The 13,778-nt window shown below is 67.7% G+C and carries 14 protein-coding genes and 1 pseudogene; 14 read left to right on the top strand and 1 reads right to left on the bottom strand.

What is annotated here, in order from left to right:
* The 12 genes from rpoN to D180_RS09255 form a co-directional block, all read left to right on the top strand.
* Positions 1-885, top strand: an 885-nt coding sequence (rpoN, locus tag D180_RS09200) for an RNA polymerase factor sigma-54 (RefSeq protein WP_017912563.1), incomplete at its 5' end; no start/stop codon positions are given.
* 15 nt (positions 886-900) lie between these two features.
* Positions 901-1,284 carry a response regulator transcription factor gene (locus D180_RS09205; RefSeq protein ID WP_010341669.1) on the top strand — a complete coding sequence of 128 codons (384 nt, stop codon included), beginning with the start codon at positions 901-903 and terminating at the stop codon, positions 1,282-1,284.
* Positions 1,281-2,765 carry a sigma-54 dependent transcriptional regulator gene (locus tag D180_RS09210; protein WP_017912564.1) on the top strand — a complete coding sequence of 495 codons (1,485 nt, stop codon included), beginning with the start codon at positions 1,281-1,283 and terminating at the stop codon, positions 2,763-2,765. The genes D180_RS09205 and D180_RS09210 overlap by 4 nt, the downstream gene beginning before the upstream one ends.
* A gap of 283 nt (positions 2,766-3,048) precedes the next feature.
* Positions 3,049-4,227, top strand: coding sequence for a DegT/DnrJ/EryC1/StrS family aminotransferase (locus tag D180_RS09215; RefSeq protein WP_017912565.1), 1,179 nt, complete (start codon positions 3,049-3,051; stop codon positions 4,225-4,227).
* Positions 4,224-4,448, top strand: a complete 225-nt coding sequence (locus D180_RS09220; RefSeq protein WP_017908530.1) for an acyl carrier protein — start codon at positions 4,224-4,226, stop codon at positions 4,446-4,448. The genes D180_RS09215 and D180_RS09220 overlap by 4 nt, the downstream gene beginning before the upstream one ends.
* A gap of 1 nt (position 4,449) precedes the next feature.
* Positions 4,450-5,490 (top strand): ketoacyl-ACP synthase III, encoded by a 1,041-nt coding sequence (locus D180_RS09225; RefSeq protein WP_017912566.1) that lies wholly within the window; start codon positions 4,450-4,452, stop codon positions 5,488-5,490.
* A 2-nt stretch (positions 5,491-5,492) separates the two neighbouring features.
* Positions 5,493-6,254, top strand: a complete 762-nt coding sequence (locus tag D180_RS09230) for an SDR family oxidoreductase (RefSeq protein ID WP_017908528.1) — start codon at positions 5,493-5,495, stop codon at positions 6,252-6,254.
* A gap of 14 nt (positions 6,255-6,268) precedes the next feature.
* Positions 6,269-7,030 carry an SDR family oxidoreductase gene (locus tag D180_RS09235; RefSeq protein WP_017908527.1) on the top strand — a complete coding sequence of 254 codons (762 nt, stop codon included), beginning with the start codon at positions 6,269-6,271 and terminating at the stop codon, positions 7,028-7,030.
* Positions 7,027-7,674 (top strand): NeuD/PglB/VioB family sugar acetyltransferase, encoded by a 648-nt coding sequence (locus tag D180_RS09240; protein ID WP_017912567.1) that lies wholly within the window; start codon positions 7,027-7,029, stop codon positions 7,672-7,674. Before D180_RS09235 ends, D180_RS09240 begins: the two co-directional genes overlap by 4 nt.
* 24 nt (positions 7,675-7,698) lie before the next feature.
* On the top strand, positions 7,699-8,838 hold the full coding sequence (locus D180_RS09245) for an aromatic ring-hydroxylating dioxygenase subunit alpha (protein WP_017912568.1): 1,140 nt from the start codon (positions 7,699-7,701) through the stop codon (positions 8,836-8,838).
* On the top strand, positions 8,835-9,452 hold the full coding sequence (locus tag D180_RS09250; protein WP_017912569.1) for an acetyltransferase: 618 nt from the start codon (positions 8,835-8,837) through the stop codon (positions 9,450-9,452). Before D180_RS09245 ends, D180_RS09250 begins: the two co-directional genes overlap by 4 nt.
* A gap of 293 nt (positions 9,453-9,745) precedes the next feature.
* Positions 9,746-10,879, top strand: coding sequence for an FkbM family methyltransferase (locus D180_RS09255; RefSeq protein WP_017912570.1), 1,134 nt, complete (start codon positions 9,746-9,748; stop codon positions 10,877-10,879).
* A 391-nt stretch (positions 10,880-11,270) separates the two neighbouring features.
* Here D180_RS09255 and D180_RS23885 read toward each other — a convergent pair whose 3' ends face one another.
* Positions 11,271-11,720, bottom strand: a complete 450-nt coding sequence (locus D180_RS23885) for a hypothetical protein (RefSeq protein WP_152239298.1) — start codon at positions 11,718-11,720, stop codon at positions 11,271-11,273.
* 306 nt (positions 11,721-12,026) lie between these two features.
* On the opposite strand from D180_RS23885, the pseudogene D180_RS22975 reads away from it, so the two are divergent.
* Together D180_RS22975 and D180_RS09265 are read left to right on the top strand one after the other, a co-directional pair.
* Positions 12,027-12,624, top strand: a pseudogene (locus D180_RS22975) (leucine zipper domain-containing protein); the annotation flags it as partial.
* Positions 12,625-12,792: 168 nt separating this feature from the next.
* A partial coding sequence (locus tag D180_RS09265) for a glycosyltransferase family A protein (RefSeq protein ID WP_043090710.1) occupies positions 12,793-13,778 on the top strand: 986 nt, incomplete at its 3' end.

Consider the following 13,778-nt stretch of genomic DNA (forward strand, 5'->3'; position numbering starts at 1 on the left):
CCGGGTGGCCTCGGCGCCTGCGACCTGCGCGAGTGCCTGCAGGCGCAGCTGAGCGACCTGCCCGGCCGCGTGCCCGGCCGCCACCTGGCCGCGCGCATCCTCGCCGGCGACCTCGACCTGCTCGCCAGCCACGACTACGCCCTGCTCGGCCGCCAGCTCGACGCCGAGACCGACGACGTGCGCGAGGCGGTGCGGCTGATCCTGTCGCTGCAGCCGCGCCCCGGCGACAGCCTTCAGCCGCAGGACCTGGGCCATGTGCTGCCGGACGTGGTCGCCTGGCACGCCGACGGCACCTGGCGTGTCGCGCTGAACCCGGCCACTACCCACCGCGTCACCGTCAACCCGATGCACGAGCGCGCCCTGGCCGAGGCCGGCGACGCCGCGCAACCGCTGCGCGAAATGCTGCAGGAAGCGCGCTGGCTGACCCGCGGCCTGTCGATGCGCTACGAGACCCTGCTGCGCACCACCCGCGCCATCGTCGAGCGCCAGTCGGCGTTCCTGGTCAAGGGCGAGGAAGCGATGGCGCCGCTGACCCTGAAGGAAGTGGCCGAGGCGATCGGCATGCACGAGTCGACCATTTCCCGCATCACCACCGGCAAGTACCTGCAGACCCCGCGCGGTACCTTCGAGCTGAAGCACTTCTTCGCCGTGCGCCTGGAAGGCGCGGCGGTGTCCGGCCAGGCGGTCCGCGCCATGGTCCGGCGCCTGATCGAATCCGAGCCGGCGGGGCGGCCGCTGGCCGACGAGGCCATCGCCGGGCTGCTGTCGCGACAGGGCGTGAACGTGGCAAGGCGCACTGTCGCCAAGTATCGTGAACAATTGGACATCGCTCCCGCACGCGAACGCCGCCGCAGCAGCAAACCGCTGCTGGCCCGTGCGGGCTAAGGAAAAACGACGCATATGAACAAACTGTCCGTGCTTCTGGTCGACGACCACGAAGGTTTCATCAACGCCGCCATGCGCCACTTCCGCAAGCTCGACTGGATGGAAGTGATCGGCAGCGCCGCCAATGGCCTGGAGGCCATCGAGCGGTCCGAGTCGCTGCGCCCGCAGGTGGTGCTGATGGACCTGGCCATGCCCGAGATGGGCGGTCTGCAGGCCACGCGCCTGATCAAGACCCAGGATCAGGCGCCCTACATCGTGATCGCCAGCCATTTCGACGATGCCGAGCACCGCGAGCACGCCATGCGCGCCGGTGCCGACAACTTCGTCAGCAAGCTGTCCTACATCCAGGAAGTGATGCCGATCCTGGAGGGACTTCGGACCGAAGGAGTGCCGGCATGAGCGAATCGCGGATCCTGGTGATCGATGACGACGCGGTGCGCGCCGAGCGGACCGTCAGCCTGCTCGAATTCATGGACCTCAACCCGCGCTGGGTCACCGACGTGGCCGACGTCCAGCCCGGCCGGCATCGGCAGACCGAGTGGATGGCGATCCTGGTCGGCGGGCTCGACGACCAGGACCAGGCCGATGCCTTCTTCGGCTGGGTGGCGCGCAGTTCGCTGCCGCCGCCGGTGCTGCTGCTCAACGGCGACGCGCAGGCCTTCGCGCAGCGCCATGGCCTGCACGAAGCCAACGTGTGGCAGCTGGAAGCGCCGCTGCGCCACGCGCAGCTGGAAACCCTGCTGCGCCGCGCCAGCCTCAAGCGCCTGGACGCCGAGCACCAGGCCGGTGCCGCGCAGGACAACGGCCCGACCGGCACCAGCGCGGCGGTGACCCGCCTGCGCCGGCTGATCGACCAGGTCGCCGCCTTCGACACCACCGTGCTGGTGCTGGGCGAGTCCGGCACCGGCAAGGAAGTGGTGGCGCGGGCGATCCACCAGCAGTCGCCGCGCCGCGACGGTCCGTTCGTGGCGATCAACTGCGGCGCAATCCCGCCGGATCTGCTGGAAAGCGAACTGTTCGGCCATGAAAAGGGTTCGTTCACCGGCGCGCTGAGCGCGCGCAAGGGCCGTTTCGAGATGGCCGAGGGCGGCACCCTGCTGCTCGACGAGATCGGCGACATGAGCCTGCCGATGCAGGTCAAGTTGTTGCGCGTCCTGCAGGAGCGCAGCTTCGAGCGGGTCGGCGGCAACGTCACGATCCGATGCAACGTGCGGGTGATCGCCGCGACCCACCGCAACCTGGAAGAACGCATCGCCGGCAATCAGTTCCGCGAGGACCTGTTCTACCGGCTCAACGTGTTTCCGATCGAGATGCCGGCGCTGCGCGAACGCAGCGACGACCTGCCGGCGCTGGTGCACACCATCGCCGCGCAACTGGCGCGGACCGGGCGCGGCGAAGTGCGCTTCTCCGAAGAGGCCTTGCAGGCGCTGCGCAGCTACGAGTGGCCGGGCAACGTGCGCGAGCTGACCAATCTGGTCGAGCGCCTGGCGGTGCTGCACCCGGGCGGCCTGGTGCGGGTGCAGGACCTGCCGGCACGCTACCGCGGCGACTTCGCCTCGTCCATCGACGTCTCGGCCCCGCCGGCGCCGATCGCAACGGATCCGCGGCGGGTGCCCAACGTGGTCGACCTGCACGTCGGCGGCAAGCCGGGAACGGACGCGGATGCCCCGGCCCAGGCAGTGGCGACGCTGCCGGAAAGCGGCCTGGACCTGCGCGGGCACATGGCCAACATCGAGCTGGCGCTGATCAACGAGGCGCTGGAGCGCACCCAGGGCGTGGTTGCGCATGCGGCGCAACTGCTGGGCCTGCGGCGCACCACCCTGGTCGAGAAGCTGCGCAAGTACGGCATCGACCGCGACCAAACCGAACTGGCGAGCTGACTGGCGAGCTGAGCCGGCGCACGGCGTCGGGTGCGGCCGCACCCGACGCGCCCCTTGTCCCTCGGAACGCCACGCCCTCTTCCCTCTCCTCGCCACCTACCGGCCCGACGCGGGCGCTGTCGCAGCGCGCGCTCGCGGCAAGCCAGGTTTCGCCTGCACCACATCCCGATCGGCACCGCCGACAGTGGACAGGCACCTTTGGCATGTGGCTTGCTTCACGTTTCCACAGCACCGGTCGGCACGTTCCGCACCGGGGACTTCCACCCGTCGCCAGGCAGGTCCCATGTCCATCCCCGTCACCAGTCCGCTGCTGCCGCCCCTGGAGGCGTTCGTCCCCTACCTGGAGCAGATCTGGCGCAGCCGCATCCTGACCAACGGCGGCGACATGCACCGCGCACTGGAGAAGGCGCTGGCCGAATATCTGGGGGTCAACCACCTGGCGCTGCTGACCAACGGCACCCTGGCGCTGCTGACCGCGCTGCAGGCGCTGCGCATCACCGGCGAGGTGATCACCACGCCATACTCGTTCGTCGCCACTGCGCATTCGCTGCTGTGGCGCGGCATCAAGCCGGTGTTCGTGGACATCGATCCGCAGACCATGAACCTGGATCCGCTCAAGATCGAGGCGGCGATCACCCCGCACACCACCGCGATCATGCCGGTGCACTGCTACGGCACGCCTTGCGACACCACCGCGATCGAGCGTATCGCCGATACCTACAACCTCAAGGTCATCTACGACGCCGCGCATGCGTTCGGGGTCAAGGACGCCGGCGGCTCGATCCTGCGCCACGGCGACCTCAGCGTGCTCAGCTTCCACGCCACCAAGGTGTTCAACACCTTCGAGGGCGGCGCCATCGTCTGCCCGGACGCCAAGACCTACCAGCGCATCAGCCGCCTGAAGAACTTCGGCTTCGTCGACGAGACCACGGTGGTGGCCACCGGCATCAACGGCAAGATGAGCGAGATCAACGCCGCCTTCGGGCTGCTGCAACTGCAGCACATCGACGACGCACTGGCGCAGCGCGGGGCGATCGACGCGCAGTACCGACGGCGCCTGGCGCAGGTGCCGGGGATCCGCTGCCTGACGCCGCGGGAACCGGGACTGTCCAACTACGCCTCGTTCCCGATCCTGGTCGAGGACGCCTTCCCGCTGGTGCGCGATGAACTGCACCGGCTGCTGCGCAGCCACGACATTCTGGTGCGCCGCTATTTCTACCCACTGATCAGCGACTTCCCGATGTACCGCGGCCTGCCCTCCTCGGCCCCGGCGGGCCTGCCGGTGGCGCGGCAGATGGCCGAGCGCGTGCTGTGCCTTCCGATCTTTCCCGGACTGGCGGCCGAGCAGGTGGACGCCATCGTCGACCTGATCGCCGCGGCGGGCGGCGTCATGCCCGCGTCCGATTCCCGTCGCATCCTGGTCCCTCCCTCCTTCGCCCAACCCGTGGAACCCGCAGCATGAGCCAAGAGACGTTTATCGAGAATTTCCTGTCGGCCACGGATTTCCAGAATCCGGTCGAGGTGACCATGGACACGGTGTTGCGCGAGCTGCCCGAATGGGATTCGCTGGCCGCGCTGGGCGTGATCGTGATGTTCGACATGGAGTACGGCAAGACCATCACCGGCGAGCACCTGGCCGCCGTGGTCACCCTGGGCGATCTCTATCAGCTGACCGAGGCATAGCATGCCGACCTCCACGTTGCACAACGTGCGCTTCGCCGGCATGGCGACCTGCGTGCCCAGGCGCGTCGTCTCCAACCTCACCGATTGCCGGCCGCAGATCCGCTCCGAGCGCGAGCGGCTGGTGCGCAACATCGGCATCCACACCCGGCGAATGGCCGCGGACTGGCAGTGCTTTTCCGACATGGCCTTCGACGCGGCGCAGGTGCTGCTGGAGCGCCTGCAGTGGCAGCGCGAGGAGGTCGATGCGCTGATCGTGGTCACCCAGTCGCCGGACTATCCGATCCCGGCCACGGCGATCATCCTGCAGGACCGCCTGGGCCTGTCGCACGCCACGGTGGCGTTCGACGTCAACCTGGGCTGCTCGGCCTATCCGTTCGGCATCAACCTGCTCGGCTCGATGATCGCCGCCGGCGGGGTCAAGAAAGGCCTGCTGCTGGTGGGCGACCGCAGCGCCACCTTCGACGATCCGATCTTCTCCGATTCCGGCACGGCCACCGCGCTGGAGTTCAGTGCCGACGCGGCGCCGATGCATTTCGACCTCAACAGCGACGGCAGCGGCTATCGCGCGATCATCCTGCCGGTCGGCGGCCATCGCGAGCCGGTCGGGGTGCAGCACCTGATCCCGTATCGCGCCGACGAGAACGACCACTGGCACCGTGGCGTGGACCTGCAGCTGGACGGCGTGGCGGTGCTGAGCTTCTCCACCCAGCGGGTGCCGCCGGCGGTGCAGAAGCTGCTCGACTACAGCGGCGTGTCCAAGGACGAGATCGACTACTTCGTGTTCCACCAGGCCAACCGGATGATCAACGAGACCATCCGCAAGAAGCTCGGCCTGCCGCCGGAAAAGGTGCCCTCCACCCTGCACGATTTCGGCAACACCAGCGGCGCCTCGCTGCCGGTGACCATGACCGCGCGGATCAACAGGGAACTGGAAGAAGGCCGCAAGCGCGTGCTGCTGTGCGGCTTCGGCATCGGCCTGTCCTGGGGCACCTGCCTGGTCGATATCGACGGTGCGGTGTTCCCCGACCTGATCGAGTCCTGACGATGGCGCCTGTTGCAACGACAGATGCCTTCGGGCTGCAGGGCAAGACCATCCTGGTGACCGGCGCCTCCTCGGGCATCGGCGCCGCCGTGGCCGCGCTGTGCGCGCGCCTGGGCGCGACGCTGGTGCTCAACGGGCGCGACGCGGAACGTCTGCAGGCGGTCGCCGCGGCGCTCCCTGGCGAGGGCCACCGCAGCGTCGTCGGCGACCTCACCGAGGACGCCACCCGCACGGCCCTGCTGGAAGCGGCCGAGCGCTACCACGGCCTGGCCTCGTGCGCCGGCATCGCCGCGCTGGTGCCGTTCCGGATGGCCGCCGAGAAGCACCTGCAGCAGATGCTGTCGGTGAACTACCTGGCGCCGGTCATCCTGACCCAGCAGTTGCTGGCCAAGCGCCGGCTGCACGAGGGCGCCTCGCTGGTCTACGTCTCGGCGCTGACCGCGCGCGCGGCGCCGCAGGCCAGCGCCGGCTACGCCGGGTCCAAGGCCGCGCTGGAGGCCGCGGTACGCTCCTTCGCGCTGGAACAGGCCCGGCACCGCATCCGCGCCAACTGCATCGCTCCAGGCTACGTCGACACGCCGATGCTGAGCAGGCTCGGCAGCACCGCGGACATGGACGACAAGATCGCCCTGACCCCGCTGGGCCGCATCGACCCGGCCGACGTCGCCAATGGCGCGGTCTACCTGCTGTCCGACGCCAGCCGCTGGATCACCCGCAGCACCCTGACCATCGACGGCGGGCTGTCCCTGCCGATCCGCCTATGAGCCCGGAGACCCCCATGTCCGTTGCGGAAACGCCCGCCGCGCTGCTGCAGACGCTGTACGGCGTGCACGGCAAGCGCATCCTGGTGACCGGCGCCTCCAAGGGCATCGGCGAGGCGGTCGCCAAGGCCTGCGCCGGCGCCGGCGCACGCCTGCTCGTCGCCGGTCGCGACGTTGATCGACTGCAGGCCCTGCTCGACGCCTTGCCGGGCGACGACCACCGCCTGTTCGCCGGCGACCTGTGCGACGCCGCCACCGTGCAGCGCCTGGCCGCCGAGAGCGGGCCGCTGGACGGCGTGGTGCACAGCGCCGGCATCCGCGGCCTGTCGCCGATGAAGCTGGTCAGCGAGCGTTTCCTCACCGAGGTAATGACGATCAACTACGTGGCGCCGACGATGCTGACCCGCCACCTGCTCGCGCGGCAGGCGCTGCGCCCCGGCGGCTCCATCGTGTTCCTCGCCTCGATCGCCGCGCTGACCGGCACCGTCGGCGTCGGCCCCTACGCCGGCTCCAAGGCGGCGCTGATCGGCATGCTGCGGCCGTTGGCGCTGGAACTGGCGCGGCGCCAGATCCGCGCCAACGCACTGTGCCCCGGCCTGGTCGAGACCACCCTGATCAACGAGGACAAGGCCTGGTTCGAGGAGAGCCGCAAGCGCTATCCGCTGGGCATCGGCGATCCCGAGGACGTGGCCCTGGCCTGCCTGTACTTCCTCTCCGACGCCAGCAGCAAGGTCACCGGCCAGGCCTTCAGCATGGACGGCGGCGTGGAGTTCGCATGAGCGCTGCGCCACCGCAACATGTGCTGATCGTCGGGGCCGGCGGCTTCGGCCGCGGCATCGCGGCGATGGCCTGCAACGACGATCCCGGCTACGGCCAGGCCTGGGACATCAAGGGTTTCCTCGACAGCCGCAGCGCGCTCGGCGCCGGCCTGCGCTGGCCGCTGCTGGGCGACCCGGACACCTATCAGCCGGTGCCCGGCGACCTGTTCGTCTGCGCGCTCGGCGATCCGGCCGCGCGCCGCCGTTACAGCCAGCCGTTGCTGGCGCGCGGCGCCGACTTCATGGTGCTGCGCCCGCGCCTGCGCGAGGCCTCGGAGACGCCGATCGGGCGCGGCAGCCTGTTCGAGGTCGGCGTGTCGATCGGCGCCGACAGCCGCATCGGCGAATTCGTCACCATCCTTGCCACCACCATCGTCGGCCACGACGTGGTGATCGGCGACTATGTGCAGATCGGCAACTTCGTGTTCGTCGGCGGCGGCGCGCGCATCGGCCACGATGTGGTCATCCACCCGCATGCCACCATCCTGCCCGGCATCGCGATCGGCGACGGCGCGGTGATCGGCGCCGGCAGCGTGGTGGTCAAGGACGTGCCGCCCAACGTCACCGTCGCCGGAAATCCGGCACGGACCATCTTCAGCCGTTGACCCCGCCCCAGGACGCCGTTCCGCATGACCCGCCACGCCCTCGACGCCGAGCACTACATCAGCCCGCACAGCCTGCGCCTGGAACAACAGCGCCTGTTCGGCACACTGTGGATCTTCGCCGGCTTCGCCTCGATGGTGCGCGAGCGCAATCAGTTCTTCGCGCGCCAGGTGGCCGGGGTGCCGGTGCTGGTGCAGCGCACCGAGGCCGGCATCCGCGCCTTCCTCAACCAGTGTCCGCACCGGCAATCGGCGATCCAGACCGAATCGCACGGCAAGCGCCCGCTGGTGTGCCCGTACCACGCCTGGTCGTTCGGCGCCGAGGGCGAGCTGCGCGGGCTGCCCAACTCCGGTCTGTACCAGTTCACTGCCGAGGAGAAGGCCGGCATCTGCCTGACCAAACTGCATGTGCAGCAGGTCGGCGAACTGCTGTTCGTGAACATGGCCGAGCACCCGCTGCCGCTGGAGGAGCAGTTCGCGCCCGCGTTCCTGCAGGATCTGCGCGCGGCGGCATCGCACGTGGATTCGCAGCTGATCTACAGCTGCCACCGGGTGCGCTACAACTGGAAGCTCAACATGGAGAACGTGAAGGATTACAACCACATCCCGTTCATCCATCCCAAGACCTTCAACCCGTTGATGACCGCCGCGCCCAAGCCCTCGGCGCATGTCGAGCGCTCCGCCGAGGTGCCCTCGGTAGTGGAACAACTGCTGCAGGACGGCGCGCCGGTGCCCCTGCAGGCGCTGAGCTTCCCGGCCAAGGCCGAGATCGCGGTGCAGGATCACTGGTATCGGCCACTGTGCGAGCGCTACGGCGAGGACTCGGCGTTCTACAACTGGTTCCTGTATCCGAACGTGAACTTCTACAGCGTGCGCGGCGACTCCTTCGTGCTGCAGCAATACGACCCGGTCTCGCCCGATGAGACCGACTACCACCTGTGGGTCGCCACCGCCCGGCGTAAAAGCGAGCGGACCGATTTCACCGCCCTGTTGAGCACGCTGATGCGCATCGAGCACCAGGTGATCGCCGAGGACACGGCGGTGCTGGAACGCCTGCAGGCTGGTTTCGGCCCGCATTCGCGCTCCTTCATGCATGGCGACTACGAGACCGAGCTGGTGCGCCAGCACCTGTGGTACCGCGCCAATGTGCTGGAGCAACCGGCATGAAGACGCTGGTGCTGATCGGCCAGGGCCATGCGCTGGAGCAGGCGCAACGCACCGCACAGGCCTGCGGCCTGGCGCACGTGGGCATCGCCCTGGAGTCGCCTGACCGCTACAACTTCGACCTGGGCGCCCTGCACGCCAGCCATGCGCCCGCCGCGACCGACGTGTTCGTCGCGATGGACGAGCGCGCAGTCAACCAGTCGCGGCACAAGCTGCTCGCCGACGTGCGCCTGGCGGGCTACGGCAGCGTCGATCTGGTGTGGCCGCAGTCGCATGTCGACGACGGCGTGCGCCTGCTCGGCAACGTACACGTCGGACCGGGCTGCAACCTCGCGGCCGGCAGCAGCATCGGCGCCGGCAGCTGGCTGGAACGGCAGGTGATCGTCGAACAGGACGTCCGTGTCGGCGCCTGCGTCACCCTGCATGCCGGCGTCCACCTCGGCCGCGGCACCCAGATCGGCCAGGGCAGCACCCTGGGCGGCGGCAGCATGACCCGCAGCGACGCGAAGATCGGCCGGCACTGCGAATGGCTGCTGCCCGGCACCGTGCCGGACCTGCTGCCGGACCGCTGCTTCTACGACGCGCTGATGCCTGGCGGCGCCCGCATCCTGCGTTGATGCAGGCGCGCGCGAACGCGCGAGTCGCGGTGCCGCTCAACTATACGTTCCGCCAGTGACGGAAGTGGCGTCGCTGTGCCGACGTCTCCGATTCACTTTGCCAAAAGCGGCGCCACGTGCGACAGCACGCCGGGCTGGGATGCATGCACGCTTCCGGCGCAACAAGCTTCGCTAGGATCGCTCACGGGCGGCAATCGCCGCGCGGCCTGATCGCGCTACCACGCGACATGCCCCTCTTATCCGTCTTTCCAGCATTCGCACGCCTCCTTTCGCGTGCCCTTTCGAGTGGACCCATGACCGACCACATGGCCGCGCGTCAGCGCGAAGCCGACCTGATCGATGCCTGCAAGCGCGCCGGCGGCGCGATCTTCCTGGCCCCCAGTTCCAGTCTCGGCGGCCTGTACGCGGCCCGCGCCGCCGCGCTGTTGGCCGAGCGCGTCCCTGGCATCCGCATCGTCGCCCTGGACGATGTGTTTCACGAACGCCGCATCACCGATGCGGGCTTCGACGACGTGCGCCCGACAGCGACCTTCCTGCGCGACCCGGACCTGGCCGGGTTGCCCACGATCAACTGCGCCTACATGCCGACCGCATGGCTGCACTTCGACCAAGTGCAGCGCCTGGGCAGCGGTCGCCGCGTCGATCTGCCGCAGTTGATGTACGCCCTGGACATTCCGCTGGTGTATCAGAGCGGACAGGTGACGCGGGAACAGACGCTGGCGCACGCCGCGCAGTTCGACGCGATGCGCGGCCGCTTCGCCGATGCACTGAGCGTGCGTACGCTGGACGCGATCCTGCAGATGCGCATGGACGGCGACCGGCGGCCGCTGCTGGACGTCCTGTGCCCGATGGAGCAGGAGTATTACTCGGTGTATTCGGCCGTAGAGCATCCGCTACGCATTGGCGCGGGCGAACACTACGTGGATATCGGCGCCTATCGCGGCGACACGGTCAAGAAGTTTCGTGCGGCATCGCGCCACCGCTACGCCGCCATCCATGCCTTCGAGCCGGATCCGGAGAACTTCGCCGCCCTGCAGCAAGGGCTGGCAGACGATGACGGCCGCACGACCCTGTACAACGCCGCCGTCAGCGATGTCGCCGGGCCGGTGGCGTTCGACGCACGGGGCACCATGGGCAGCCGGATCGACGGCAGCGGCGCCGCGCGCGTGGACGGCGTGCGCCTGGACGATCTGATCGAAGAGGTCAGTGTCCTGAAGATGGATGTGGAAGGCGCCGAGGCCAGGGTGCTGCGCGGCGGCGCGGCGCTGATCGGGCGCTGCCGGCCGCGCATGGCCATCACCTGCTACCACCATGCGCTCGACCTGCTGGACATCGTCGCCGAACTCGACCGGATCCTGCCGGACGCCAAGCTGCGCCTGCGTCAGTATGCTTTCTATTTCTACGACACCGTGCTCTACGTCGAATGACACGGCGATGCGCAGCGGCGCGATTGAGTCGCTCGGAGATCGCGCGGTCGCACCCTGCGGGTCTACCCGGCGCCGTTCAAGCGTAACTGAGCTACATCACCCATAGATGACGCGCCAGGCGGTCGTCGCGCTCGATCCTCCTCCGAGCGATGCGCAGGGCAGTACCGGTTGCTTGAGGCGATGGCGGCAAAGGGCAAAGCAGGCGATGCCAGCGATTGGAAAGGGTGTGCCTGTGTAACGTAACCCAGGCAACACCCCGCAAACGCGCCAGAAACGGCAAAAACTGAGGACCCGAGCGCCGTAAGCTTTTCCGACGTGACCTGACCTCATCCTTCAATGGCGTTGATCAGACCATCTTCAAAGGCCACCCAATGTCATAAGAAAATTAAAATCATTCAACGTACCAGCGCATGGCATACGTATATTTCGTATTCGACAGCAACTCCCCGTTCGAAACTCGGATATTTGCTTGAACAAACTGGCCTGACGTATTAAGCAAAAAGTGCGCAGAATATGCAGGATTGCTCACAGCACCGAATTGCGAACCCATTGCCACATTCATTGACAAGTCCTGATCGCTCGAACACACCACGGCTTGCGACGAATCCAGCCTCAGCGAGGTATTCGTGCACAGCAAACCCCATACATGCTCCGGATTATTGTTTGGCGCCGTAATCAAAACTCTCACACTTGCCCCAGAATCCACCGCGGTGCGCAAGGTTTGCAGCGATCCGGACGATATGTTCCCGTTTGAATCGGTCGCGTAAACCAATGTCCATGCCTGCGCAGATCCGGCAGCCAAAGCGAGTGTGGCGATCGCTGCAATTTTACCAATGATCATTATTCCCCCTGTCGTTCAGTTGAAATTTCTCCGAAACACTGCCATGAGCTGATCGTGCAAGCATGCCATGCAGCGCCCCATGCGAGCAGCCTCGCAAGCAGCATCAGGAGCGATGCGACTCATTGCGATGGAGCCCACGGATCGATCCTAGCAAAAATTTTTTTCAGAAAATATAGACCGCTTGCGACACATTCACTTCGATCAATAACATTAACAAGAAGCTCATGTAATCTCTCAGCAGGCTGTTCATCCGCGGCCGATCTGGAAGATGGGGTTACTAAGCCAACCCAGCCCCCGGAGCCCAGGATGGACCTGCATAAACATGCGGTTTGAGCCCGCGAGGTCGAGCCTTGCTGGTGGACCGTATCCTGGTGCAGGGTTTGCGCGTGGCGGCGGCGGCGTATGCGGCAGGGGTCAGCGTGCGCACGGCCTACAAGTGGCTCAGGCGATTCAAGGAAGAAGGGACGCCAGGGCTGATGGATCGCCCCTCGCGGCCACGTCGTTGCCCGCACGCCACCCCGCAGCCCATTGTCGATCAGGTACTTGAGCAACGCCGCTGCCGGCAAAACTACCGTCAGATTGCCTGGCAGCTTCGAGCGTGTTCTAACCGAAAATGGTGCCTGCTACGAATCCCGTCGCTTCCGCCGCCTGGTACGCAGGCTCGGCATGCGTCACCTGCGCACCAAGCCCTATACCCCGCGTACCAACGGCAAAGCCGAGCGACTCGTACAGACCAGCCTGGGCGAATGGACCTACGCGCGGCCTTACCTCAACTCCCAACAGCGCGCCGATGCCTTCCCCGACTGGGCGCACCACGACAACTGGCAGCGCCCTCACGCCAGCCTCGGATACCCGCCCGCCCATCTCCCGTATCCCAATGAACAACGTAGTGGGTTTACACACAGGGAATACGCCCAACCCGTCGGCGCGGACCGCGGCAAACATCTATCGGCATGCTTATTGCATCATCAGGGGATTGCTCCGCTCGATCGCGACTGCGCTCGCTGCCGAATCCGCCCCCCTTCGACACGGTCCATCGTTCATGCCCCACCCGCCCCTGGTCAGCGTGGTCATGCCGGCCTACAAGCTGCGCTACTTCGAGCAGGCGCTCGACAGCGTGCTGGCCCAGACCTATCCGGCGCTGGAACTGGTCATCTGCGACGACAACCCCACCGAGGCGATCGCCGAGGTGGTGCAACGCCGCGCCGCGATGGCCCCGTTCCCGATCCGCTACCACCGCAATCCGGAGCGCTACGGCGAACTCGGCAGCACCGCGCGCGGCATCGCCCTGGCCCAGGGCGAGTACGTGAAGTTCCTGCACGACGACGACGTGCTGGCGCCGGACTGCGTCGCCGCGCTGGTCGCGGCGATGCAGAGTGCACCGGACGTCCTGCTGGCGTCCTCGCGCCGCCAGCGCATCGACAGCCACGGCGCGCCGCTGGAGGACATCCCGGCCACCGCCTTCCCGTTCGCCGGCGACGTGCTGCTGGACGGGCCAGAGTTGCTGTCGTTCCTGGCCGACCACACCATCAACTTCGTCGGCGAGCCCAGCTGCGTGCTGTGCCGGCGCAGCGACCTGCTGGAGATCGGCGACGAGCTGATGACGCTGGCCGGCAAGGTCATCAACTGGGTCGGCGATCTGGCGTTGTACGCCAAGCTGCTGCACCGCGGCCACCTGGCGCTGCTGGCAAAGCCCTTGACCCGGTTCCGGGTATCGCAAGAGCAATACAGCCAGGCAGGCCGCGACCAGCCAGGCATCGGCGACCAGGGCCATGCCAACTTCCGCCAGGGCGTGCGCGCCATGGGCTGGTACCGCGGCGATGGCGACGTCCGCCAGGTCACGGTGACGCCGCTGGGCGGCGGCCCCGGCACGCCGGTGGACCTGCTGCAGGCGATCCAGGACGCCTACGCGCGGGTCTGCGTACAGGCGACGCTGCACGACTGGCAGGCGCGGCGGACGGTGACGCCGGCGCAACGCGACCTTTTCGACGCGCGCCTGGACGCCCTCGGCGGCGCGCCGCGGCTCGCCGTGCTGGTCGACGCACGCGGCGCCGACCA

Origin of the sequence: Xanthomonas sp. SHU 166, from assembly GCF_000364685.1 — a bacterium.
Classification (GTDB): Bacteria; Pseudomonadota; Gammaproteobacteria; order Xanthomonadales; family Xanthomonadaceae; genus Xanthomonas_A; species Xanthomonas_A sontii.

What these genes read in the sequence shown, in the direction of transcription:
- D180_RS09235 (WP_017908527.1), top strand. Translation starts at nt 6,269, where the DNA reads ATGTCCGTTGCGGAAACGCCCGCCGCGCTGCTGCAGACGCTGTACGGC.
- D180_RS09230 (WP_017908528.1), top strand. Translation starts at nt 5,493, where the DNA reads ATGGCGCCTGTTGCAACGACAGATGCCTTCGGGCTGCAGGGCAAGACC.
- D180_RS09220 (WP_017908530.1), top strand. Translation starts at nt 4,224, where the DNA reads ATGAGCCAAGAGACGTTTATCGAGAATTTCCTGTCGGCCACGGATTTC.
- D180_RS09210 (WP_017912564.1), top strand. Translation starts at nt 1,281, where the DNA reads ATGAGCGAATCGCGGATCCTGGTGATCGATGACGACGCGGTGCGCGCC.
- D180_RS09215 (WP_017912565.1), top strand. Translation starts at nt 3,049, where the DNA reads ATGTCCATCCCCGTCACCAGTCCGCTGCTGCCGCCCCTGGAGGCGTTC.
- D180_RS09240 (WP_017912567.1), top strand. Translation starts at nt 7,027, where the DNA reads ATGAGCGCTGCGCCACCGCAACATGTGCTGATCGTCGGGGCCGGCGGC.
- D180_RS23885 (WP_152239298.1), bottom strand. Translation starts at nt 11,720, where the DNA reads ATGATCATTGGTAAAATTGCAGCGATCGCCACACTCGCTTTGGCTGCC.
- D180_RS09250 (WP_017912569.1), top strand. Translation starts at nt 8,835, where the DNA reads ATGAAGACGCTGGTGCTGATCGGCCAGGGCCATGCGCTGGAGCAGGCG.
- D180_RS09225 (WP_017912566.1), top strand. Translation starts at nt 4,450, where the DNA reads ATGCCGACCTCCACGTTGCACAACGTGCGCTTCGCCGGCATGGCGACC.
- D180_RS09205 (WP_010341669.1), top strand. Translation starts at nt 901, where the DNA reads ATGAACAAACTGTCCGTGCTTCTGGTCGACGACCACGAAGGTTTCATC.
- D180_RS09245 (WP_017912568.1), top strand. Translation starts at nt 7,699, where the DNA reads ATGACCCGCCACGCCCTCGACGCCGAGCACTACATCAGCCCGCACAGC.
- D180_RS09255 (WP_017912570.1), top strand. Translation starts at nt 9,746, where the DNA reads ATGACCGACCACATGGCCGCGCGTCAGCGCGAAGCCGACCTGATCGAT.